This is a genomic window from Achromobacter sp. JCM 18799 (assembly GCF_055395645.1).
On record NZ_AP043866.1, the window covers coordinates 5,893,395 to 5,914,058 of the forward strand.

The 20,664-nt window shown below is 66.5% G+C and carries 18 protein-coding genes; 12 read left to right on the forward strand and 6 right to left on the reverse strand.

Features of this window, described 5'->3' with window-relative positions:
• Position 1: 1 nt before the first annotated feature.
• The 11 genes from ACZ5YA_RS27890 (at position 2) to ACZ5YA_RS27940 (ending at position 11,150) form a co-directional block, all read left to right on the forward strand.
• Positions 2-886 carry a TPM domain-containing protein gene (locus ACZ5YA_RS27890; protein WP_009516027.1) on the forward strand — a complete coding sequence of 295 codons (885 nt, stop codon included), beginning with the start codon at positions 2-4 and terminating at the stop codon, positions 884-886.
• A gap of 1 nt (position 887) precedes the next feature.
• Positions 888-1,385, forward strand: coding sequence for a TPM domain-containing protein (locus tag ACZ5YA_RS27895; protein ID WP_003121538.1), 498 nt, complete (start codon positions 888-890; stop codon positions 1,383-1,385).
• Positions 1,386-1,410: 25 nt separating this feature from the next.
• The gene (locus ACZ5YA_RS27900) at positions 1,411-2,772 is read left to right on the forward strand and encodes an MBL fold metallo-hydrolase RNA specificity domain-containing protein (protein ID WP_003121539.1); all 1,362 of its coding nucleotides are present in this window, start codon (positions 1,411-1,413) and stop codon (positions 2,770-2,772) included.
• Positions 2,769-4,316: a thymidine phosphorylase family protein gene (locus ACZ5YA_RS27905; protein WP_003121540.1), complete on the forward strand. Its 1,548-nt coding sequence runs from the start codon at positions 2,769-2,771 to the stop codon at positions 4,314-4,316. Before ACZ5YA_RS27900 ends, ACZ5YA_RS27905 begins: the two co-directional genes overlap by 4 nt.
• Positions 4,313-5,212, forward strand: coding sequence for a ribose-phosphate pyrophosphokinase (locus ACZ5YA_RS27910; RefSeq protein WP_003090267.1), 900 nt, complete (start codon positions 4,313-4,315; stop codon positions 5,210-5,212). The genes ACZ5YA_RS27905 and ACZ5YA_RS27910 overlap by 4 nt, the downstream gene beginning before the upstream one ends.
• Before the next feature lie 53 nt (positions 5,213-5,265).
• Positions 5,266-5,910: a DUF6629 family protein gene (locus ACZ5YA_RS27915; protein WP_003121541.1), complete on the forward strand. Its 645-nt coding sequence runs from the start codon at positions 5,266-5,268 to the stop codon at positions 5,908-5,910.
• Complete coding sequence (locus ACZ5YA_RS27920; RefSeq protein ID WP_009516033.1) at positions 5,907-6,161, forward strand: hypothetical protein; 255 nt, start codon at positions 5,907-5,909, stop codon at positions 6,159-6,161. Before ACZ5YA_RS27915 ends, ACZ5YA_RS27920 begins: the two co-directional genes overlap by 4 nt.
• A complete protein-coding gene (locus ACZ5YA_RS27925; protein ID WP_003121543.1) occupies positions 6,158-7,189 on the forward strand; it encodes a hydroxyacid dehydrogenase in 1,032 nt (343 codons plus the stop codon). The genes ACZ5YA_RS27920 and ACZ5YA_RS27925 overlap by 4 nt, the downstream gene beginning before the upstream one ends.
• Positions 7,190-7,275: 86 nt before the next feature.
• Positions 7,276-8,808: an ABC1 kinase family protein gene (locus ACZ5YA_RS27930; RefSeq protein ID WP_003121544.1), complete on the forward strand. Its 1,533-nt coding sequence runs from the start codon at positions 7,276-7,278 to the stop codon at positions 8,806-8,808.
• Between the two features lie 27 nt (positions 8,809-8,835).
• Complete coding sequence (locus tag ACZ5YA_RS27935) at positions 8,836-9,891, forward strand: type II glyceraldehyde-3-phosphate dehydrogenase (protein ID WP_003121545.1); 1,056 nt, start codon at positions 8,836-8,838, stop codon at positions 9,889-9,891.
• Positions 9,888-11,150 carry an MgtC/SapB family protein gene (locus ACZ5YA_RS27940; RefSeq protein WP_003121546.1) on the forward strand — a complete coding sequence of 421 codons (1,263 nt, stop codon included), beginning with the start codon at positions 9,888-9,890 and terminating at the stop codon, positions 11,148-11,150. Before ACZ5YA_RS27935 ends, ACZ5YA_RS27940 begins: the two co-directional genes overlap by 4 nt.
• A gap of 8 nt (positions 11,151-11,158) precedes the next feature.
• Here the strand turns inward: ACZ5YA_RS27940 and ACZ5YA_RS27945 are convergent, their stop codons facing one another.
• The gene (locus tag ACZ5YA_RS27945; RefSeq protein ID WP_009516036.1) at positions 11,159-11,989 is read right to left on the reverse strand and encodes an SDR family oxidoreductase; all 831 of its coding nucleotides are present in this window, start codon (positions 11,987-11,989) and stop codon (positions 11,159-11,161) included.
• A gap of 105 nt (positions 11,990-12,094) precedes the next feature.
• Here ACZ5YA_RS27945 and ACZ5YA_RS27950 point away from each other — a divergent pair, with 105 nt between their 5' ends.
• Complete coding sequence (locus tag ACZ5YA_RS27950; RefSeq protein WP_009516037.1) at positions 12,095-12,697, forward strand: TetR/AcrR family transcriptional regulator; 603 nt, start codon at positions 12,095-12,097, stop codon at positions 12,695-12,697.
• A gap of 177 nt (positions 12,698-12,874) precedes the next feature.
• Here ACZ5YA_RS27950 and ACZ5YA_RS27955 read toward each other — a convergent pair whose 3' ends face one another.
• The 5 genes from ACZ5YA_RS27955 to ACZ5YA_RS27975 all read right to left on the reverse strand — a co-directional run bounded on the left by ACZ5YA_RS27955 (position 12,875) and on the right by ACZ5YA_RS27975 (position 20,659).
• A complete protein-coding gene (locus ACZ5YA_RS27955; protein ID WP_003090278.1) occupies positions 12,875-15,304 on the reverse strand; it encodes a phosphoketolase family protein in 2,430 nt (809 codons plus the stop codon).
• Between the two features lie 117 nt (positions 15,305-15,421).
• Positions 15,422-16,738: an SAM-dependent methyltransferase gene (locus ACZ5YA_RS27960; protein WP_006226050.1), complete on the reverse strand. Its 1,317-nt coding sequence runs from the start codon at positions 16,736-16,738 to the stop codon at positions 15,422-15,424.
• Positions 16,739-16,892: 154 nt separating this feature from the next.
• Positions 16,893-17,345 (reverse strand): MerR family transcriptional regulator, encoded by a 453-nt coding sequence (locus ACZ5YA_RS27965; RefSeq protein ID WP_009516039.1) that lies wholly within the window; start codon positions 17,343-17,345, stop codon positions 16,893-16,895.
• Positions 17,346-17,562: 217 nt separating this feature from the next.
• A complete protein-coding gene (locus ACZ5YA_RS27970) occupies positions 17,563-18,696 on the reverse strand; it encodes an acetate/propionate family kinase (protein WP_003090282.1) in 1,134 nt (377 codons plus the stop codon).
• A 295-nt stretch (positions 18,697-18,991) separates the two neighbouring features.
• Complete coding sequence (locus ACZ5YA_RS27975; RefSeq protein WP_003090283.1) at positions 18,992-20,659, reverse strand: DUF3141 domain-containing protein; 1,668 nt, start codon at positions 20,657-20,659, stop codon at positions 18,992-18,994.
• Positions 20,660-20,664: the final 5 nt, after the last annotated feature.

Sequence of the window (20,664 nt, forward strand, 5' to 3'; positions counted from 1 at the left end):
CATGAGAACGCCCAGAACAGCGGTGCTCTCTCCGGCGGCCCCTCTTCGGCTGGCCCACGCTCTGGCCTGGCTGCTGCTGAGCCTGTTCCTTTCGGTCGCGTCCGCGCAGGAGTTGGTCGCCGTTCCCCCGCTGCAGGCGCGCGTCACCGATCTCACGGGAACGCTCGCCGCCGATCGTGTCGCCGCGCTGGATGCGCAGCTTCGGGCCTTCGAGCAACGCAAGGGCGTGCAGATCGCCGTGCTGATGGTCCGCTCGACGCGGCCCGAACCCGTCGAGCAGTACACCCTGCGGGTGGTAGAGCAATGGAAGCTCGGCCGTCGCAAGGTGGACGACGGCGCGTTGCTCCTGGTGGCCAAGGACGACCGCACCGTGCGCATCGAAGTCGGATACGGCATCGAGGGTGCGCTGAGCGACGTGGTATCGCGGCGCATCATCGACGAGGTGATCACGCCGCGCCTGCGCCAGGGCGATTTCGACGGCGGCATCGCCGCAGGCGCCGAACAGATCATGCGGGTGATCGATGGCGAGGCCCTGCCTGCGGCGGACCCACGGCGGCAGGGGCAGACCAACGACATCGGGCAGGCCTGGCCCTTCCTGTTCGTCGCGGCCCTGATGCTGGGCGGAGTGCTGCGCAACGCCCTCGGCCGCCTTCCAGGCTCCCTGGTCACGGCTGGCGTGCTGGGTGCCGCTGCGTGGCTGTTGGTGGGCACCTTCGCGGTGGCCGCGGTGGCTGGACTGGCGGGATTCCTCGTCACGCTGCTGGGCATCGGCATGGGTGGCCACGGCGGCCTGCACGGGCGCCACCGGGGAGGCGGCTGGCCGGGCGGAGGATTCCGCGGCGGCGGCGGCGGCTTCGGTGGCGGCGGCGCGTCAGGACGGTGGTGAGATGAACATGCAACGACTTCTTCGCCACCTTGCGACCACGGATCGCGCAGTCCGCCGCGCCTTCCCCCCGCGTGCCCTGGATGCGATCGAGCAGGCCATCCGCACGGGAGAGTTCCAGCATGGGGGCCAACTGCGCTTCGTGGTCGAGGGTGCGCTGGACGGATCGCCACTGTGGCGCAACCAATCGCCGGGCGAGCGGGCGCTGGACCTGTTCGCACGCCTGGGTGTGTGGGATACGGCGCACAACAGCGGCGTCCTGATCTACGTGCTGCTGGCCGACCGGGCCGTGGAGATCGTGGCCGATCGCGGCATCCATGCCTGTTGCGGTGCCGAAAGGTGGTCGGCTGTGTGCCAGCGCATGGAAGCCCAGTTTGCGCAGGGACGCTTCGAGGCCGGAGCCCTGGAAGGCATCGTGGCCGTCAGCCACCTGCTGGTGCAGCACTTTCCGCGGGGCGCGGACCACGGCAACGAGTTGCCGGATCGGCCGGTCCTTCTTTGAACGACAACATCCTTGGAGACCTACCATGCAACTTCAGTTTCTGGGTGCCACCGGCACCGTGACCGGTTCCAAATACCTGCTGTGCCATGGCGACGCGACCATTCTGGTGGACTGCGGCCTGTTCCAGGGATTCAAGCAGCTGCGCCTGCGCAACTGGGAGCCGCTGCCGGTCGCGCCCAAGACCGTCGACGCGGTCGTGCTCACCCACGCCCACATCGACCACAGCGGCTACCTGCCACTGCTGGCGCGACAAGGCTTTCGCGGCCGGGTTTACTGCACGTCCGCGACGCACGAGCTGTGCAAGATCCTGCTCACCGACAGCGGCCATCTGCAGGAGGAAGAGGCGAAGTTCGCCAACCGGCACGGTTTCTCCAAACACCAGCCCGCGCTGCCGCTGTACACCCGTGAGGACGCCGAGCGCTGCCTGAAGCTGTTCGCGCCACGTCCGTTCTCTCAGGACTTCGAGGCGCTGCCCGGACTCACCGCGCGGTTGACGCCTTCCGGGCACATGCTCGGCTCGGCCTTCGTGCACCTCAACGACGGCCGGCGATCCGTGCTCTTCTCCGGCGACATCGGCCGGCCCAACGACCCGGTGCTGCGCCCGCCGGTGCAGGTCCCCGGCGCCGACTACCTGCTGGTGGAATCCACCTACGGCAACCGCAAGCATGAAGCGTCCGACGCACTGGCGCAGCTGGAGACTGTCATCAACAAGACGGCCGCCCGTGGAGGGGTCGTGGTCATCCCAGCGTTCGCTGTCGGCCGAGCGCAGAGCCTGATGTACGGCATCTACCAGCTCAAGAAGCAAGGGCGCATCCACCAGCACCTGCCCGTGTACCTGGACAGCCCGATGGCCATCGATGCCACACGGCTGTACCACGCCCATCGCGACGAGCACCGGCTCTCGCCCGAGGAATGCGAGGGCATGTGCCATGCCGCGAAGATCGTCAACAAGGTCGAGGAGTCCAAGGCGCTCAGCGCCGGTCGTGGACCGATGGTCATCATCTCCGCCAGTGGCATGGCCACTGGAGGACGCGTGGTGCACCACCTCAAGTCATTCGCGCCCGACCATCGCAACACCATCCTGTTCGCCGGCTACCAGGCGGGCGGCACCCGTGGCGCCGCGATCGTGCACGGCGCGTCCACCGTCCGCATCCATGGCCAGGACGTGCCGATCCGCGCCGAGGTGGCCTCGCTCGACAACCTTTCCGCCCACGCCGATGCCGACGAGATCCTCGCGTGGATGCGCGGCTTCACGCAAACACCGCGCCGAACCTTCGTGACCCACGGCGAGCCGGAGGCGGCCGATGCGCTGCGCGCGCGGATCGACCATGAACTGGGCTGGTCGGTTGCCGTGCCCGAGTACCTGCAGACGGTGGATCTGGTATGACGGCGCACCTGCACGAGACCGGCACCGGCACCGGAGAGGATGGCGTGAACACGCTGCAGGCGTGGCGCACCGGCATCGACACCCATCAGGAGCCGGTGGTCTACATGCGGCGCGACTGCCCTGTCTGCCGGTCGGAGGGTTTCACGACCCAGGCGCGCGTGCAGCTGACGGCCGGCCGCCGCAGCATCGTGGCGACGCTCAGCGTCGTCGATGGGGATTGGCTGGCCGAGAACGTCGCTGGCCTGTCCGAATCGGCATGGGCGTCGCTGGGGGCGCAGCCGGGCCAGCTGGTCACGGTGACCCATGCACCGCCGCTGGATTCGCTCAGCCATGTCCGGGCCAAGGTCTACGGCAATGCCCTGGGCGATGCCGAGTTCAGCGCCATCATCTCCGACGTCGCGGCGGGCCATTACTCTGACCTGCATCTGGCCACCTTCATCACCGCCTGCGCCGGCGATCGCCTGGACCTCGCGGAGACCGTCTCGCTCACGAAAGCCATGATTGGCGTCGGTGACCGCATCGATTGGGGGCGCCCGCTGGTGGTGGACAAGCATTGCGTCGGCGGCCTGCCCGGCAACCGCACGACCCTGCTCGTGGTGCCCATCGTGGCCGCCTGCGGCCTCACGATGCCCAAGACCTCCTCGCGCGCCATCACCTCGCCGGCCGGGACGGCCGACACAATGGAGGTGCTGGCGCCGGTGAACCTGGATGTGCGAAGCATGCGGCGCGTGGTCGAACGCACGGGCGGCTGCATCGTCTGGGGCGGCTCGGTACGGCTCAGCCCCGCCGACGACATCCTCATCCGCGTCGAGCGGCCGCTGGACCTGGACAGCGAGGGCCAGCTCGTCGCCTCGGTCCTGTCCAAGAAGGCCGCTGCGGGCTCGACCCATGTGCTGATCGACCTGCCCGTGGGTGCCACCGCCAAAGTGCGCAGCGCGCAGGCCGCGGCGGCGCTCGGTCGGCGCCTGCAGGAGGTGGGCAGCGCCATCGGCCTGCACGTGGCCTTGCGCGTCACCGATGGTGAGCAGCCGGTCGGCCGCGGGATCGGCCCGGCACTGGAGGCCCGCGACGTGCTGGCCGTCCTACAAGGGACGCCCGAGGCCCCGGCCGACCTGCGGGAGCGAGCGTTGCGGCTGGCGGCGGACATCCTCGAAATGGGCGGTGCAGCGCCCGCCGGCGGCGGCCTGACGCTCGCCACGCAGGTGCTGGCCGACGGCCGCGCCTGGGCCACGTTCGAGGCGATCTGCGCTGAGCAGGGCGGCCTGCGCAGCATCCCGGTGGCAACGCATCGGCACACCGTCGCATCGCCGTCCACGGGACGGGTCTCCCGAATCGACAACCGGCTGCTCGCGCGGGCGGCCAAGCTCGCCGGAGCACCGACCGCCGCTGCCGCCGGCATCGACGTGCATGCGCGCCTGGGCGACCAGGTCGAAGCGGGACAGCCGCTCTTCACGCTGCACGCCCAGGCGCCGGGCGAGCTGGCCTATGCGCTGCAGTTCGTCCGCTCGCGCCCACCGATCTTCCAGATTTCGGAGAACCTATGAAACCTCTCGTTTTTCACCTGCCGGGCGACGAAGACTTCGCCGATGGACTGATCCGGGCGTTGGGCGCGCAGCGGGCTGCCCTGCAACTGCACCGGTTCCCGGACGGCGAGTCGCTGGTGCGGCTGGACGCCGACGTCACCGGCCGCACCGTCGTGATCGTGGCCAGCCTGGCACAGCCGGACGCCAAGGCGCTGCCCTTGTTGTTCGCCGCGGACGCAGCGCGCGACCTCGGCGCCACCCGCGTGTTGCTGGCTGCCCCGTACCTGGCGTACCTGCGTCAGGACCGGCGCTTCAACACGGGCGAAGCCATCACGTCCCGCACGTTCGCTGCGCTGGTGTCGACGGTGTTCGACGGTATCGTCACCGTCGATCCCCATCTGCACCGCTACCGCTCGCTCGGCGAGGTCTACCGGGTGCCGACCCGTGTGGTCCAGTCCGCGCCCGCCATCGCGGCCTGGGTCGCAGCCCATGTGGACCGTCCCGTGTTGATCGGACCCGATGCGGAAAGCGAGCAATGGGTCCAGGAAGTCGCGCGCTTGGCTGGCGCGCCGTTCACGGTGTTGCAGAAGATCCGCCGGGGCGACAAGGACGTGGAGGTCAGCCTTCCCGACACCGCGGCCCTGGCAGACCGCCAGCCTGTGCTCATCGATGACATCGTGTCCAGCGCGCGCACGATGATCCAGGCAATCGCCAGTGTGCGCAGCGTGGGATTGCCGCCACCGGTGTGCATTGGGGTGCACGCCCTGTTCGCCGCCGACGCGTACCACGCACTTCTTGCGGCAGGGCCCCAGCGGGTGGTGACCTGCGACACCGTGCCGCATGTCTCTAACGGCATCAGCGTGGTGGCACCGCTGGCGACAGCGGTGCAGGAACTGATGGAAGCCGGCGCGCCATGAGCCGCTGCGCCGCGCTCGCCATGACGCTCACGATCGAGGGGAGATGACTGCCCATGTGCTTTTCCGCACCCGCCAGTTTCACGGCCGCAGCGGTTCTGCTGGGCCTGGGGACCGTCACCATGCGCCGGGCCCGCTCACGGCGCGAACTGCCGTATGCCGCCATCCCGCTGCTGTTCGGGGTCCAGCAACTGCTCGAAGGCATGCTGTGGCTGACGTTCCCCGACCGCGCGCCCTTGCTGAACGTGGCGCTGACGCATCTCTACTCGTTCTTCTCGCACGTCCTGTGGCCGATCTACGTCCCGCTGGCTGCGCTGGCGCTGGAGAGCGTCCGTTGGCGCCGTCGGGTTCTGGTGGCCATTGCAGTCGCGGGCGCGCTCGTCGGTCTGTACCTGCTGGCGATGCTGGTGAAGCTGCCCATCACGGCCCGCGTGGTCGGCCAGCACATCCTCTACGACTCTCCGCACTTCTACGTGATGACCACGATGGCCCTGTATCTGATCGGCACCTGCGCAAGCCTGATGGTTTCTAGCCACCGGCGCGTGGCGGCTTTTGGGGTGGCCGCCTTTGTCTCCGCAATCGCCGCCTACATGTTCTATGCAACCTGGTTCATCTCGGTGTGGTGCTTCTTTGCCGCTGTGCTCAGCTTCATCGTGCTGTGGCAGTTCCGTGAGCCCCGAGCGAGGCTGGCCGTGCCATGACGAATCCTCCGGCCAGATTCAAGCCCGCACTGGCCTACGCGGACTGCGGCCGCACGCAGGGCCCGATGCGCCGCGCGGCGTTCTTCACGGTTCAGTTGCTCGACGGATTCGAGACCATGCGCGATGCGGTCGCCGGCCGGCTGCCGACGGTATTCGCGCAAGCGGAACTCGCGCAAGGCACCAAGACCGGGCACTTCATCGCCGCGTTCTGCATCCTGTCCCTGCACCGGGTAATCGAGGAGGGCTCATGACCGCACAAAACCGTCTGTCCGTTCTGTTCTCCGACATCGCACCGGCGGACCAGGCCGCGCTGCAGCAACGGCTTCCGACCCACTGGCACGCGCACTTCGTCCAGAACGAACGCCTGGTGGTATCCGATGTCGGCGATGAAGACACCGAGGTGCTGTGCGTCTTCGTGCGCACGCGCGTTGACGAATCGGTGCTCCGGTTGCTGCCGCGCGTGCGGCTCGTGGCAACGCGCTCCGCGGGCTTCGATCACATCGACCTGCAGGCTTGCCGCCGACGCGGCATTGCCGTGTGCAACGTGCCGGACTATGGGTCCGCCAGCGTCGCCGAACATGCCTTCGCGCTGCTGCTGGGCGTGGCTCGCCATCTGACACAAGCCCACGAGCGGGCGCGCCAAGGTTCTTTCGCTTACCGCGGCCTCACCGGCTTCGAGCTGGAAGGAAAGACGCTGGGCATCGTCGGGCTGGGCCGGATCGGGCGCCACGTGGCCCGTATCGCCCTGGGCTTCGGCATGGAAGTTCTCGCGTACGACCCGGCCCTCGCCCCATCGCTCGACATCACGGCAGCACCCATCGCCGGCGTCCGCGTGGTGACGTGGGAGCAGATCCTGCAAAGCAGCGATGTTCTGAGCCTTCATGTTCCGGCCACGCAGGCCACGCACCACCTTCTCGATGGCCAGGCCTTCGCGCGCATGAAACCGGGCATGGTACTGATCAACACGGCACGGGGTGCGCTCATCGACGACGCCGCCCTGCTGCACGCACTGGAGGCAGGTACCGTCGCCGCAGCAGGACTGGACGTGCTGGAACAGGAAGGGGATCTGTCTCCCGAAGTGCCCACGGGCTGCGGCGGACTGGGTTGCGATACCGGCTGGTCGGCATCCAGCCCACTGCTGACGCATCCGCGTGTGCTCGTGACACCGCATGTCGGGTTCAATACGTCGGAGGCGATCGCGCGCATCCTCGACGAGACCATCTCGAACATCGCAGCCTGGCATGCGGGCCGCCTGCGCAACAGGTTGGATGAGCCATGACGCGACCGAACCGCCCCGTTTCCACCGTGCGTCTTGCGGGCCGCCCAACGCAACGCTCGGCGCTGCGCCGGGCCACGCAGATCGCTATGGCCCTGAGCGGGTTCCTGCTCTGGGTGGCCTGGCACCGGGGCCTGATGCGCTGCGATACCCACCGGGCGGCCGACCGCTTCGCCGAAGTGCTGCAGCGATTGGGCACGACCTTCGTGAAGCTGGGCCAGCATCTCAGCCTGCGGGCCGACATTCTGGCGCCCGATGCGCAAGAGGCTCTGGCCAGCCTGCAGGCCAATGTGGCGCCGTTTCCTCCCGAGCAGGCGGTCCAGGAGGTCGAGGCGGCGCTCGGCCGCCCATGGCAGCAGCTCTTCGCACGCTTCGACATGCACGCGCTCGCCGCGGCCTCGATCGCCCAGATTCATCGTGCAGCCCTGCCGGACGGGACGGAAGTGGTGGTGAAGATCCGCCGCCCTGGCGCGGCCGAGCAGGCCGAGACCGACATGCGCATCCTGCGCCGCATCGTCCTGGTCATGCAGGGGCTCGTGCCCTCGCTGCGTCGCTGGGGGCTGGCAGCCATCGTGGACGAGGTTGCGGCCAACTTCCGCTACGAGATGGATTTGTCGCGCGAGGCAGCTTCCGTGCGACGTTTCGCCGACGCCTGGCGCGGCTCTGCCGACATCGTGATCCCCGACGTGGTGGACGGCCTGTGCACGCCGACCGTCATGGTCCAGCAGTTCAGCCACGGAGCTCACCTGCACGGTCTGCCTTCGTCCACCGCGGTGGCGGCCGCGGGCAAACTCGTGGACAGCTACGTCGCCCAGATCTTCCGCGATGGCTTCTTCCACGGCGACCCCCATCCCGGCAACGTCTTCGTGATGGACGATGGCCGCATATGCGTGCACGACTTCGGCATCGTGGGCCGGGTCGACGGCAACATGCGGCGGGCGCTGGTGGCGTTCGCCCTGGCCTTCGTCGAGCAGGATGCCGAATGGGTGGTCGATGCCTGGCTCGACCTGGGCCTGCTCGGCGACGGCACCGATCGGGCCGTGTTCGTGCCTGTCGTGCGTGCCCTGGTCGCAGACTGCGCACAGAGGCCGCTGAAGGACTGGTCGCTCTCAGGTGCTCTCGCGCAGCTCGTGGCGGCGGGCCGGACCCAGGAAGTCCGGCTGCCCAGGGACCTCCTCGTGCTCACGCGTACCCTGTTGTTGCTCGAAGGGACGGTGCGACTGCTGGCACCCGAGTTTTCCATCATCGAAGCCATCTCTCGCCACACGACCACGGGCGTCTTCGACGAGCCCAAGTCTGCGGCATCGCAGCGTCTGCCATATGAACTGGGGAACGCGGCCCACGCCCTGCCCTCCCTGATGGCGCGGCGTCTGCACAGCGTCTTGCGGCAGGGTGACCTGCTGCAACTGTCGATCAAGCCGGATGCCAGGATGCTGAGCGGGATCGACCGCCTCGGCCGTCGCGTCGCGCTGGCGCTCGTGACGCTCGGCCTGTACATCGCATCGAGCTTGTTGATGCAGCACGGCGTGGGCCCGCGCTGGGGCGACATGCCGGTACTCGCGCTGCTGGGCTATGCGCTGGCGATCCGGTTCACGTTTTCCATCGCGCGCAGCCGCGGCTGAGGCGCCTCATCAAGCAAGGAGTCAGGCATGAACAAGGTCAGAGTGGCGGTGAACGGATACGGTGTGATCGGCAAGCGGGTGGCGGATGCGGTCGCACTCCAGGAGGACATGGCGCTAGCCGGCGTCGCGGATGTGGTGCACGACTATCGCCTGCAGGTGGCCGCGCAGCGCGCTTTCCCGATTTACGCGGCGACCGCTGAAGCCGCACAATCGATGCGTGCTGCGGGGCTTCCTGTCGCGGGCGATCTGGCCGACCTGCTCGCCAACGCGGACGTCGTGGTCGATTGCACACCCAAGAAAGTCGCCGCGGTCAACAAGAGGGCGTACGACGCTGCCGGTGTGAAGTCCATCTTCCATGGCGGCGAGTCCCACGCGTTGACCGGTCATTCGTTCGTCGCGCAGGAGAACTACGCAACCGCGATCGGCCGCACCTCCACCCGGGTGGTGTCCTGCAACACGACGTCGATCGTGCGCACCCTGGGGGCGCTTCGGACAGCGGGCCTGCTCAAGCGAGCCCGCGGGACGCTGATCCGCCGGGCTTCCGACCCGTGGGAGGCGCATGCGGAGGGCATCATCAACACGCTCGTGCCGGAGAAGACGATCCCCAGCCATCAGGGACCGGACGCGCGCACTGTGATCCCGGACCTGGACGTCGTCACGATCGCGGTCAAGGCGCCGCACAACAGCAGCCACCTGCACACCTGGTGGGTCGAACTGACGAGGCCGGCCACGCGCGACGAGGTGCTGGCGGCCTTTCGCGCTGCGCCACGGATCGCGTTCGTGCGATCCTCGGATGGTCTCGTGGCCCTCAACAGCACGGTGGAACTGATGGCCGATCTCGGCCGCCCGCGCGGCGACCTGTGGGAGGTCGCGTTGTGGGAGGACGTGCTTTCGGTCGATGGCGATCAGGCGTACTACACCTACCAGGTCTTCAACCAGGCGATCGTAATCCCCGAGACCATCGATGCCATTCGCGCCTTGAGCGGCATCGAGACCGATCCCCAGGTGTCGATGGCGCGCACCGATGCTTCGCTGGGACTGCAGCGTGATTTCATCCGTGACCGCGTCCAGGTTCGACGATGAGTGAATTCGATGATCCCGCGCTGGTCGGGCTCGGGCTGGCACTCGCTTCGGGACTTCTGATCGGCCTGGAACGGGGATGGCAGCAACGCGAGCGGCCCGAGGGACATCGCGTCGCGGGCGTTCGCACCTTTGCGCTGATCGGCCTGCTCGGCGGCCTTGGCGGGCTGCTGGCCCAGCGCTGGGGAGCCGGCATGCTCATCGCGCTGCTCGTACTCGTCGGGGTGTATCTGGTGGTGGGCTACCTGGTGACGGCGCATATGCATGCCGTGATGGGACTGACCACGTCCGTCGCCGCCCTTGCGACTTTCGCCATCGGGGCGCTGGCGACCAGTGGCGCTTGGCGCGTTTCGGCGGTCGCCGCCGTGGTCGTGCTGGCGCTGCTGCGTTTCAAGCAGCTCTTGCACGCCGGCGTCGGCAAGCTGTCCGAGGCGGAGATCAGCAGCGGCACGCAGTTGCTGTTGATCAGCGTGGTCGTACTGCCCGTACTCCCTGATCGTGGCTTTGGCCCCTATGAGGCGTTGAATCCCTATCGCCTTTGGTGGGCCGTTGTCCTGCTCGCAGTGCTGTCGTTCGCTGGGTTCGTCCTGATGCGCTCGCTCGGCAGGAAACGAGGGCTGGTATTCACAGCGCTGCTCGGCGGGATCGTGTCGAGCACCGCCACCACGGCCACGTTGGCGCGCTGGGCCGGGCAGACGCCAGGCTGGCATCCACTGGCAGCGGCGGGGGCGGCGCTCGCCTGCGCAGCCATGTTTGCGCGCATGGCGGCTCTCGTCGCCATCGCAGCCCCCGGCATCGGCTGGGACCCGGTGGTCATCTTCGTGGCCATGGCCGTGGCTGGCGGTGTTCTGGGGACGTTCCTGGCGGCGCGGTCGCCCGCCGACGACTTGCCCGAACTTCAGCTTGGCAACCCATTGCAGCTGCGCTCCGCGCTCCAGTTCGCAGCCTTCCTGGCCGCGGTGATGCTGGCAGGCCGCTTTCTTGCCGATCGCTTCGGGGATGCTGGCGTCATGCTGACCGCCGCTGCCTCGGGTCTGGTGGACGTCGATGCGATCACGCTCTCGATTGGCCGCCTGGTGACCGAGGGCGCCGTCACCGCCGCTTCGGCCACCCTGGCCTTGTTCATCGCCGCATCCGTCAATCAGGTCACCAAACTTGTCCTGTTGATGTCGCTGGGCGGTAGGGCGCTCGCATGGAGAGTGCTCCCGTCGTACGCGGCCATGGCTGCTGCTGGCTTTGCCGTCGCCCTGGGCTTGACCTGAAACAGCGATCAGCTATCGAAGGCCACCGATCGCGCCAGACTCTCCTGCGCTTCAAGGGCAGACAGCCTGCCCTTGAGCGCCGCCTGGATGACGCCGAAGGCGTCACCGCCCAGCGCCACCCGAAGCGGTGGCTTCTCGCTCGTGGCCGTGTCGAAGATCCGGTGCGCGATCTTCTGCGGATCGAGCGTGTACAACTCGTCACCCGCGTTCTCGAACATCGCGCGAATCTGTCCAGCGGGCGTGTCCTGATAGGCGGGGTTCGCCGGCGCGTACTGCAAATTGCGGCTGAAGCTCGTGCGAGCGCCGCCCGGTTCAATGAGTGTGACGAAGACCCCAAACCCCTCCAGTTCCTGGCGAAGGCATTCGCTGAAGCCTTCCAGACCCCATTTCGCGGCGTGGTAAAGACTGCTGGTCGGCAGGGAGCCTTGGCCACTGGCGCTGGAGATTTGGATGATCCGACCGGCTCGCCGTGTGCGCATGGCGGGAATGAAGGCCCGCGTGACGTGCACCGGCGCCAGCAGGTTGAGGCTGATCTGCCCTTCGATGTCCGCGTCGGAAAACTCTTCGGTGGCGCCGATGATGCCGCCGCCGGCGTTGTTGACCAGGACATCGACCGGGCGGCGGGCCTCGGCGCGCTGGACCACGGGTGCGATGTCCCCCTTCACGGTCACGTCGAGCCGTTCGACAACGAGCTGGTCACCGTAGCGTGCTGCCAGGTCGTCGAGCGTCTCGGGACGCCTGACGGTGGCCGTGAGGTCATCCCCCGAAGCCAGGATGATTTCAGCAAGATGGCGACCGATGCCGCTGGATGCGCCGGTGAGGAACCAATGTCTGGACATAAATGCACTCCTGTGGTTTACTTACCAACTAGTTTGTAAGTTAATGGCGCCCGTGTCAAGCGATGATGGGCGCTCGGATGAAATGTTGTTGAGGAGTAACGGCCCATGGCCAAGAGACGTCCCGCCGAGACCCAGCAAATGCTGCTGGACGCTGCGCTGGGGGAATTTGCCGAGAACGGGCTGGCGGGGGCACGAATTGACCGGATCGCGGCGGCAGCAGGCATCAGCAAGCCGATGCTTTATGTCCATTTCGGGGACAAGGAGGCTCTCTTCGACGCCGTGCTCAGCCGGGAAATCCTCGCCGCGGCGCAGGACGAGCGCTTCGATGCGGACGATCTTCCCGGCTATGCGGGGCGCACCTACGATTTGCTCACCGAGCGGCCGCACCTATGGCGGCTCATGACCTGGTTCCACCTGGAGCGAGGCCAAGAAGTGCTCCTGCTCCCCGCCGGTCACAGCGTACTGGAAGCCAAACATGCGGCCATCACCGCTGCCCAGGCGGAAGGACGCATCACAGCGGATTTCACGCCTGATGAGATCGTGCGACTGGTAGCGACGATCGTGCAAACGTGGTGCATGGCACCGGCGGCGAGGGATTCGCAGGAGCACGAGGCGCGCAGACGGGCGATTCAGTTGGCGATTGCGCGGATGCTTTCGCCTGGCAAATCCCCTCTCCAGCGCGGGAAAATGGTTGACGCCTCGCGCTGAACGCCCGGACAAGGAAGTGCTACTTGGCACGGGAGGACGACATTCAGGCGCGACGTGGCCATCGGTCCCACAGCCATTCGTCAGACATCCGAACCCAGTGCGACCTGGCAACGCACATGAAGAAGCAGAGTGCGTCGGCGCAATCAGCGTCCGGTCGTGGGTCGTGCTGGAAGGGGGTTAAGCCGAGACCGTGATGACGCGCGGGTCGCCACGCCCCTGCACGGCCGCCCACTCCTCGGCGCTCAGCAAGCTCTGCGGATCGACACCGAGCCCTTGAGCCGCCTCCGCCGCGACGTGCGCCCACGTGCAACGGTTCGCGAACAGCATGCCGGCCACATCGAGTGTCCCGCCGCGCGCCTGGTAGCCCAAGGCACGGGTCTGCCGCGCCCCTGTATCGATCCGACGCATCAGGCCCAGCGTCGGCTCGGGTCGCATGTGCGAGACGATGACGCGCACGGCGGCAGTCTCCGGGAACAGGGCGCGCAAGGCCTGGTCGCCGGCCACAAAGTCCTGCTCGCGTTCGTCGCGGGGTGCTCTGAAGCGGCCCGGCTCGATGACGCAGGTCACTGCGGTCCGATGTCCAGCGGCTTCGAGGCGCCGCGCCGCAAGCAGGGCCTGCTGTAGCTGGTATGCGCCGATGGCAACCAGCAACACGTCGGGGGCGTCGCAGGGCTTCACCACCCAACCACCCTGATCGACCAAGCGTTCGGCCTGCTCGGCACTCAACTGGCTGGCGACGGCCCGCTTGGGAACGACCAGCGTCCAGAACTGGCCATGCGAGGCGTAGGCCGCGCGCAGCGCCGCAACGGCACTGTTGGCATCGACCGGGAACAACACGCGCGAGGTGTCGGACATTTCGCCCAACAGCGCTTCGGCCAGCGTCGGATCCTGGTGCGACTGCTCGTTCTTGCCGTTCTCCCAGGTGTGGGACGTCGCAACCGTGACCACCGACAGCCATCCGGGTGGTGTGCCTGCCTGCGCCTGATGTCGCGCGAACAGGATTTCCTGGCGCAGCGCGCCCAGCATCTTGACGGCAAATGCCTCGTAAGAGACGACCAAGTTGATGCCGCCCTTGTTGCCCAGCGCCGCGCTGACCACCGCTTCTTCGTTGAGCGCCGTGATCACGGCGCCATCGACGGCCTCCGCCAGGCCCGGTTCGGGCGTGAAGACGCGGTGTTTGAGCAGGTCCAATGTCTGGCCCATGCGGTTGCTGCGCAGCTCGTCCGGATTGCCTACCCGCGGACGCAGCTGTGGGTTGGCTTGGACGAGGGCCGCGAAGGCTCCGTCGAGTGCCGCCATTGGCGAGACCTCGCCCTGGCCCGCAACATGCCACTGCGGAACCGGAAGTCTGGGGGCCGCCACCTGGCGGTGCGCCAGGGCATGGTCCCGCTCCAGGGGACGATGCTGCACTTCGTGCCGGCGCAGTAGTGCGACCGCTTCGTCGAGTTCGTGCGACGGCACGAAGAGAGCGCGAGCACCCTCGTTGAACTGCTGAAGCGCTATCTGGTCGACCCGGGGGTTCCCCTCCAGCGGCAGGTTGTGCGCGGCATTGGTTCCAGCACCGGGGAAGCCGAATCCCTTGGGCGCTTCGGCGATGGTGTAGTGGAGGGGTACCGGGTACTGAACGGTGCCCTGCGAAACTCCAGCCGCGCAGGCCGACAACCGCTCCTCCATCGCGTGAACGGCCCAGGCGAACGCGGCGGGGTCGGTGCCGTCGATCTCCATCGGGTCGAAGCCGTTCAGCCGCAGATGCTGGTGGAACCATTCTCGGCCCCCCTGCTGCTGCATGGTGCTGCGCTGTTCGATGCGGCGACCGTTGAGGATCATGAACGGTGCCACGAAGCCGCTGTCTTCTGCCCGCCACCAGCGCGGCGCCCAGTCACTGCCACGCTGCTCCTCGAAAGCGCCGTCGCTGAGGAACACCACCAGCCGCTCGCCGGGCAAGGGCATGTGCACGTACTGCAGTTCGGCAAAGCCGAGATAGCCGCCCTCGGACAGACCGCCTGCCGTATTCGGGCCGACGTGGCTGCCCAGCGGCGAGGCGGGACGCCCCTGTGCGTCGATCGCGTAGCTATAGAAATCCCGGGCAAAGCGCGTGAGGCCGCTTTCGCTGCGGTCGTATCTCTCGGCGTGGCGCGGCGTCATGTTGCCCACCAGAAGGTTGCAGGCATCGATGCCCGCGACGCAATGGCCCTGGCCCATCAACCAGCCACGCGTCAACCCACTGAGCGCGTTCGCGGCCAGGTAGCCGACATAGGCCGGCACGATGTTCAGCGCCCCACCGGTATGCCCCTCCGGCGTCTCCTTGAAATCCTCGGCTCTCATCTCCCGGCCATCGGGATAGACCCGGTCGGCATAGGTCATGTGAACCGTCAACCACATGCCTGCCACGGCCAGGCGGTCCGCCGACCAGAGCGTGCGATACACCGCGGTTGTGTCGCTCGCCTTGCCTTCGGCAACCAGCACCTGTGCGAGATCGTGGACTCGCAGTTGCGTGAGATCGTTGTGGGTGATGGGGCCGTGGCCGCGCGCCCAGCGGGCGAACTCGGGATCAGACTCGCGGAACACGCGGACGCGCTCGGCGACCCAGGGAAGCTCGTGGTTCATGTGGAAAGTCCTTGAGAGCCGGCACGCAGGTAAGCGCGACGGCGAGATTGGGAAGGCTGGCGTCTGTGATCGTCTTTCGCGCGCCAGCGGCACGGCCATCTAGCGTTCATGGCTGTGTTATCCATAAAGATCAGAGCGGGTCAAGGGCACGGGCCAGCTTCCGCCGTCGCGTTTGGACGCGACGATCTGGTAGATCCCAGTCCCCCCGGCCTCGAATTCCAGTGCACACGCCGCCATGTACAAGCGCCAGATGCGGAAGGTCACCTCATCGACCTCCCGCAAGGCCTCCTCCCGGCGCGCTTCGAGTCGCTGGACCCAATGACGCAAGGTCAGCGCGTAGTGGGGTCGAAGACCTTCGACGTCATGGATCTCGAAGCCGGAGCGCTCCATCCCTAGCTGGATATTGCTGACGCAGTCCAATTCGCCGTCGGGGAAGACGTAGCGGTTGATGAACTCGGTCGCGACGGTTCGGCTCCAGCCCTCCTCGTCATGGGTGATCCCGTGGTTGAGGAAGAGTCCTCCTGGCCGCAAAACCCGCTGGACCACCGCGTAGTAGGCCGGTAGGTTCGCGAGTCCCACGTGCTCGAACATGCCAATGCTTGACACCTTGTCGAAAACGGCCGTGCCTTCGAGGTCACGGTAGTCGCGCAGTTCAACGGTGACGAGATCCTGCAGGCCCTCCGAGCGGATGCGCTCGCGCGCGTATTCGAGTTGCTGTTGGCTGAGCGTGATGCCGTGCGCACGGACGCCATGTTCTCTTGCCGCCCAGCACACGAGCGCGCCCCAGCCGCAGCCGATGTCGAGCAGGCGTTCGCCTCGCTGCAGGCGCAGCTTGCGGCAGATGTGCTCCAGCTTGTTGCGCTGAGCCTGGTCCAGCGTGTCATCCGTCGCCTTGAAATAGCCACATGAGTAGACCCTCTCGGCATCGAGCCAGAGTCCATAGAACGCGTTGGACACATCGTAGTGAAAGGAGATCGCGGCCTGATCGGTTTGACGCGAATGGCGATGGGAGAAGCGACGTGCGACGCGCGAGGCCAGACTCCGCGAGGGCTTCAACCCGTCCTGGTCGGACACGCGCAGCAGCAGTGCGTCGCGCAACAGGGCCAGTTTGTCGCGCCAAGAGAGCGAAAACCTCTCGAAATGCGCCTTGAGCCCGAGCGCGGTGTACAGGTCTCCCTCAATGTCGATGGTGCCGCGGAAATAGGCTTCCGCCAGCAGCAGCGGATCCGGGCGCAGGACCAAGCGACGCAGCAGACCCGGGTCACGGATGATCAGGGTGTATTCCGGGTGCGATTCGAGCTCGTGCAAGAGCATATCGCCCAGACGCAACGCCGGCGGGCGCTCGATGCCGGCCAGCAGCCGGCGCAAGATCCGTAGCGCGGCGGCATATCCATCGGGCGATACGGTTCGATCCCGTGTCGTGAGGTGGCTCATTGGGGGCGCCTCGCTCGCTCGTGTGCAGCGGATGCTGCGAAGTGGATAGACGACTCATACTTGGCGCTGGCGTGATCGGCACGACCACAACCGCTGCACCGCATGTACGTAGAGCGTCGTGATGCCGGGGAATGTCGACGATGATCAGAGCGATTCATGCGCGTACACGACGGGACTTCGCGCGCACCGAATTGCGCTGAACGTCCGCATCCGCTCCTTCGATCAAACCGCAGACGGAATGGCCATCCGGGACGCCGTCCGGCAGCCGCTTCCAGTCGCGCTCTGCCTGCTGCATGCGGCGATGCAAATCTGTCGCCTCCTTCAGCCGCCGGGCCTGCTCGTCAAGCCGTTCGCTCAGCAGCGCCCGCGCGCGCGGACAAGGCGATGCACCGCGCTGGCTCATCTCGACAAACTCTGCAGCGTCCTTGAGCGTGAAGCCGAGGGCCAATGCATTGCGTATGAAACGAACCCGGGCGACGCTTCGATCCGAGAATGCGCGGTAGCCGTTCGTGCCCCGGCCATCGGGCACCACAAGCCCCACCCGAAGGTAGTGACGCAACGTGTCCGGTGTGACGCCTGCCGCCTTGGCGCATTCAATGAGTTGCATCACCATCCTCCAGCAAGGTTGTCTTGAATCCCTTCACTTTCGAGCGAGTTTGAACCCAGGTGCTGCACATGGGTCAAGGGCCCGGTGTCTGAACCGCTCCGTTTCTTCCTTCAACGTGCGGTTGGATGGGCAACTGGACCATCATCGGCGCGAGCATCAACGGGCGTGGCTCCCGGCCCGGAGGAAGACTTATCGTGGTCTTGTCCCAGTTCATTGCCTATACCAAACCACTTGCCTGGTCATTCAGCGCTCGGAACGTCTCACGCGCGATCGCTAACTGCTCGCGTGCTTGAACCACCAGCACGGCGACGGCGGATCGGGATGACTGCAACTGGGCGACTTCAGTGTTGGGCGAGTAGGCGCGATTGCGCTCTTCGTCTAGTTCCAGGCCGATGAACTCCAGGCCATCAACGATGCGCCGACGCAACGCGGCCGAATTTTCTCCAGCTCCGCCAGTGAAGGCCACAGCATCGCAACCGCCCATCGCGGCGGCGTAGGCGCCGATGTATTTGCGCACGCGGTACGCGTGAACCTGCATTGCCAGTTGGGCGGCTGCGACTCCTTCTCCCGCGCGCTTCTCCACAATCCGCAGGTCCGAACTCTCACCCGACAATCCTTTGAGTCCACTGTCGCTGTAAAGCGCCGCCTCGATCTGCGCCAACGTCAAACCCAGTGCGCGTGCGACGAAGCCGGGTACGCCAGGGTCGAGGTCTCCACAGCGCGTGCCCATCACAAGACCTTCAAGCGCGGTCATTCCCATAGATGTATCGACCGACCTTCCGCGATCGATCGCGCAGACGCTGGCGCCGCTTCCAATGTGGCAGCTCACGATACGAAGTTCTGACGGCGGCCGTTTCAGCTCGGTGCTGACGGCGGCCAGTACACCCTGGTGGGACAGGCCATGGAAGCCGTATCTCCGTACCCCTGCCGCGCGCCACGATGGCGGAACAGCATAGGAATGGGCGTATTCGGGCATGTCGTCATGGAAAGCGGTGTCGAAGACCGCGACGTGGCGCACGCCGGGCCAACGCTCACGGGTCAGGCGTATGCCGGCCAATGCGGCAGGATTGTGATGCGGCGCCAGAGCCGAAGCCTTGCCGATCTCGCGTTCGACTTCTTCATCCACGAGCACCGCGTTGCTCAACAGTGGGCCACCGTGTGCGACGCGGTGACCAATGCCATCGAGCGTTGTGACACCCGCCCTGTGCAAGTGCCGCTCGATCTCCTCGAAGGTCGCAGCATCCACCGCAGGATGATCAATCGCCGAGTCGATCAATGGCAAGGTACGAGCCGACTCGAAAACTCCGAACTTCAGGGTCGCACTGCCGGCATTGATGGCGAGGACGCGCATGTCGGAGCTCCGTCAGCGCCGGTCAGTGCCGACGTCGCCGCCATTGGCAACGTTCATCAGATCGAATTGCCAAGTTTCGCTCGGCGCTAGCAGCACGCGAGGCCGCCGATCAGGCCCATGCTTCCGATGCTGTAGCGCCGTTGCTGGCGTGGTGATGCGGGAGAATCCAACTTTGATCCGTGCCTGGACGACGCTGAAAAGCGAAATCGGCCGTGGCAGGCGCATCGCCTCCGACAAGGAGCGTGCTGCTTGCGACCCGTGAGCGTCTCTTTTTGCAGCCACAGTGGAGGGTCGTTCAGTTGGCATAGGCCTGCTCGAACACAAGCTCAGCCCACAGGTCCCGGCTCTTGCGCCATGATTCCATGGCCTGCCCAATCGCGTCTGCACCAGTTCGCTCAAGCTGATACCAAGGATTTTCGACCCGATGGGGATCCTGCGCACTCCACTGCTCAAGCCATCGTTGCACCCATGGCAGCAGCGCCAGGGCCGGGGTCACCTGCTCGGACCAGACCTTGCGACTGACGCGCATGGGGTGCAGCGCGCGAAGTTCACGAGCCGAGTCGGGGGTGACGGCGAAGCGGACCCACGGCGACACCCACTGCGAATAGAAGCGCTCGGTGATCTCCGAGAGTGCTTCGACCTTGTCGAACCCCGCCGGGTTGGCGTCGTAAGGCAGGTCTTCCAGCCGCCGCGGCTGGAACTGCGCAGCGGCGGCCGACTCCGAAGAGGCGCTGTCCTCCAGAACCATCTCGTAGAGTCCAGGCTTGAGTGCCTGGATCGATTCGGCATGATGCAAGATGGCGCGGTGCTCGCGTCGCGCCACCCCCGCGGAGACGAAGATGCCAAGGTGGCCAACATGTTGGTGCAGCAGGTACACCACGCGCTGGCCCGCCGCCACCAGGTCTGCGGTCGTCGGATATACCGCTTTGAGCCAGCCGAGCGCCTGGTGGGGCGGTGTGATGTTGTCGCCGTTGGAGCAAAAGACCACCAGCGGTGCGCCAATGCGGCTGAGATCCGCGCGGCAGTGGCCATCGACCACGACCTCGCCGCTCTCCAGGTGATTACCTACGAAAAGATCGCCTGCGATCGACAACATTTCCTCGCGGGCAAGCTGGTAGAAGCCATTCCACCAACGCTCGAACTCCAGGAAGCGATCGCGCTCAGTCTCCGGCTGCGCGAAGAGCGTGTCGTATTTCTTGAACACGCCCTCGGGCCGCAACGCCTCGAAGTTCTGGACCAGCCAGGCACCGTCGAATCGCCCGGCGCCGAGGTCCGACGCCCAGTGCGCCGGCCAGATGCCGCCCGTGAACCCACCGAGCAGCCGCATGGGGTTGATGCCTCTCTCGCCTGCCCAGTACGACAGCGGCGAGCCATTGAGCACTGCCAAGGCGGCACGGTGCTCGCAGTGCGACAGCGCCAGCGTGATCGCCCAACCGCCTTGGCAGTTGCCGTAGACGATCGGGGCCTTGCCTCGGTGGCGCTTGGCCACCATGTCGATGAATGTGGCCAGGGTCTGGACGACTGCGCCCATGGTCTGGCCCTCGACGGGCTCCGGATCGAACACTACGAAGTACACGGGATGGCCTTCGAGCAGTGCCATGCCAACTTCAGAATCGCGTTTGAAGCCGCCAATGCCAGGGCCGTGGCCGGCGCGTGGATCGACCACCAGCACCGGCGCGGCGCCTTTGCGCACATGCTTCTCCAAGGCGTCGGTGCCACAGCGAGTGACACGCAGGAGCCGGTAGTTGCTCGCCGGTTGCAAGTCGTGGCCGTCAGCCACCTGCTCTGACTCGAAGTGGAGCAGCGGCGGCATACCCGCCGCTTCGTGTTCGGTCATGTTGTTGGCGCGCTGTCTCAGCGCTTCGCCGGACGCGACGGTCCGCCACAGCATGTCGCCCCAGTAGGCAGCAAAGAGCCCAAGCGGTGCGGCGGCGATACCCTGGGAGTTCGTGCGTGCGTCCATGGCGT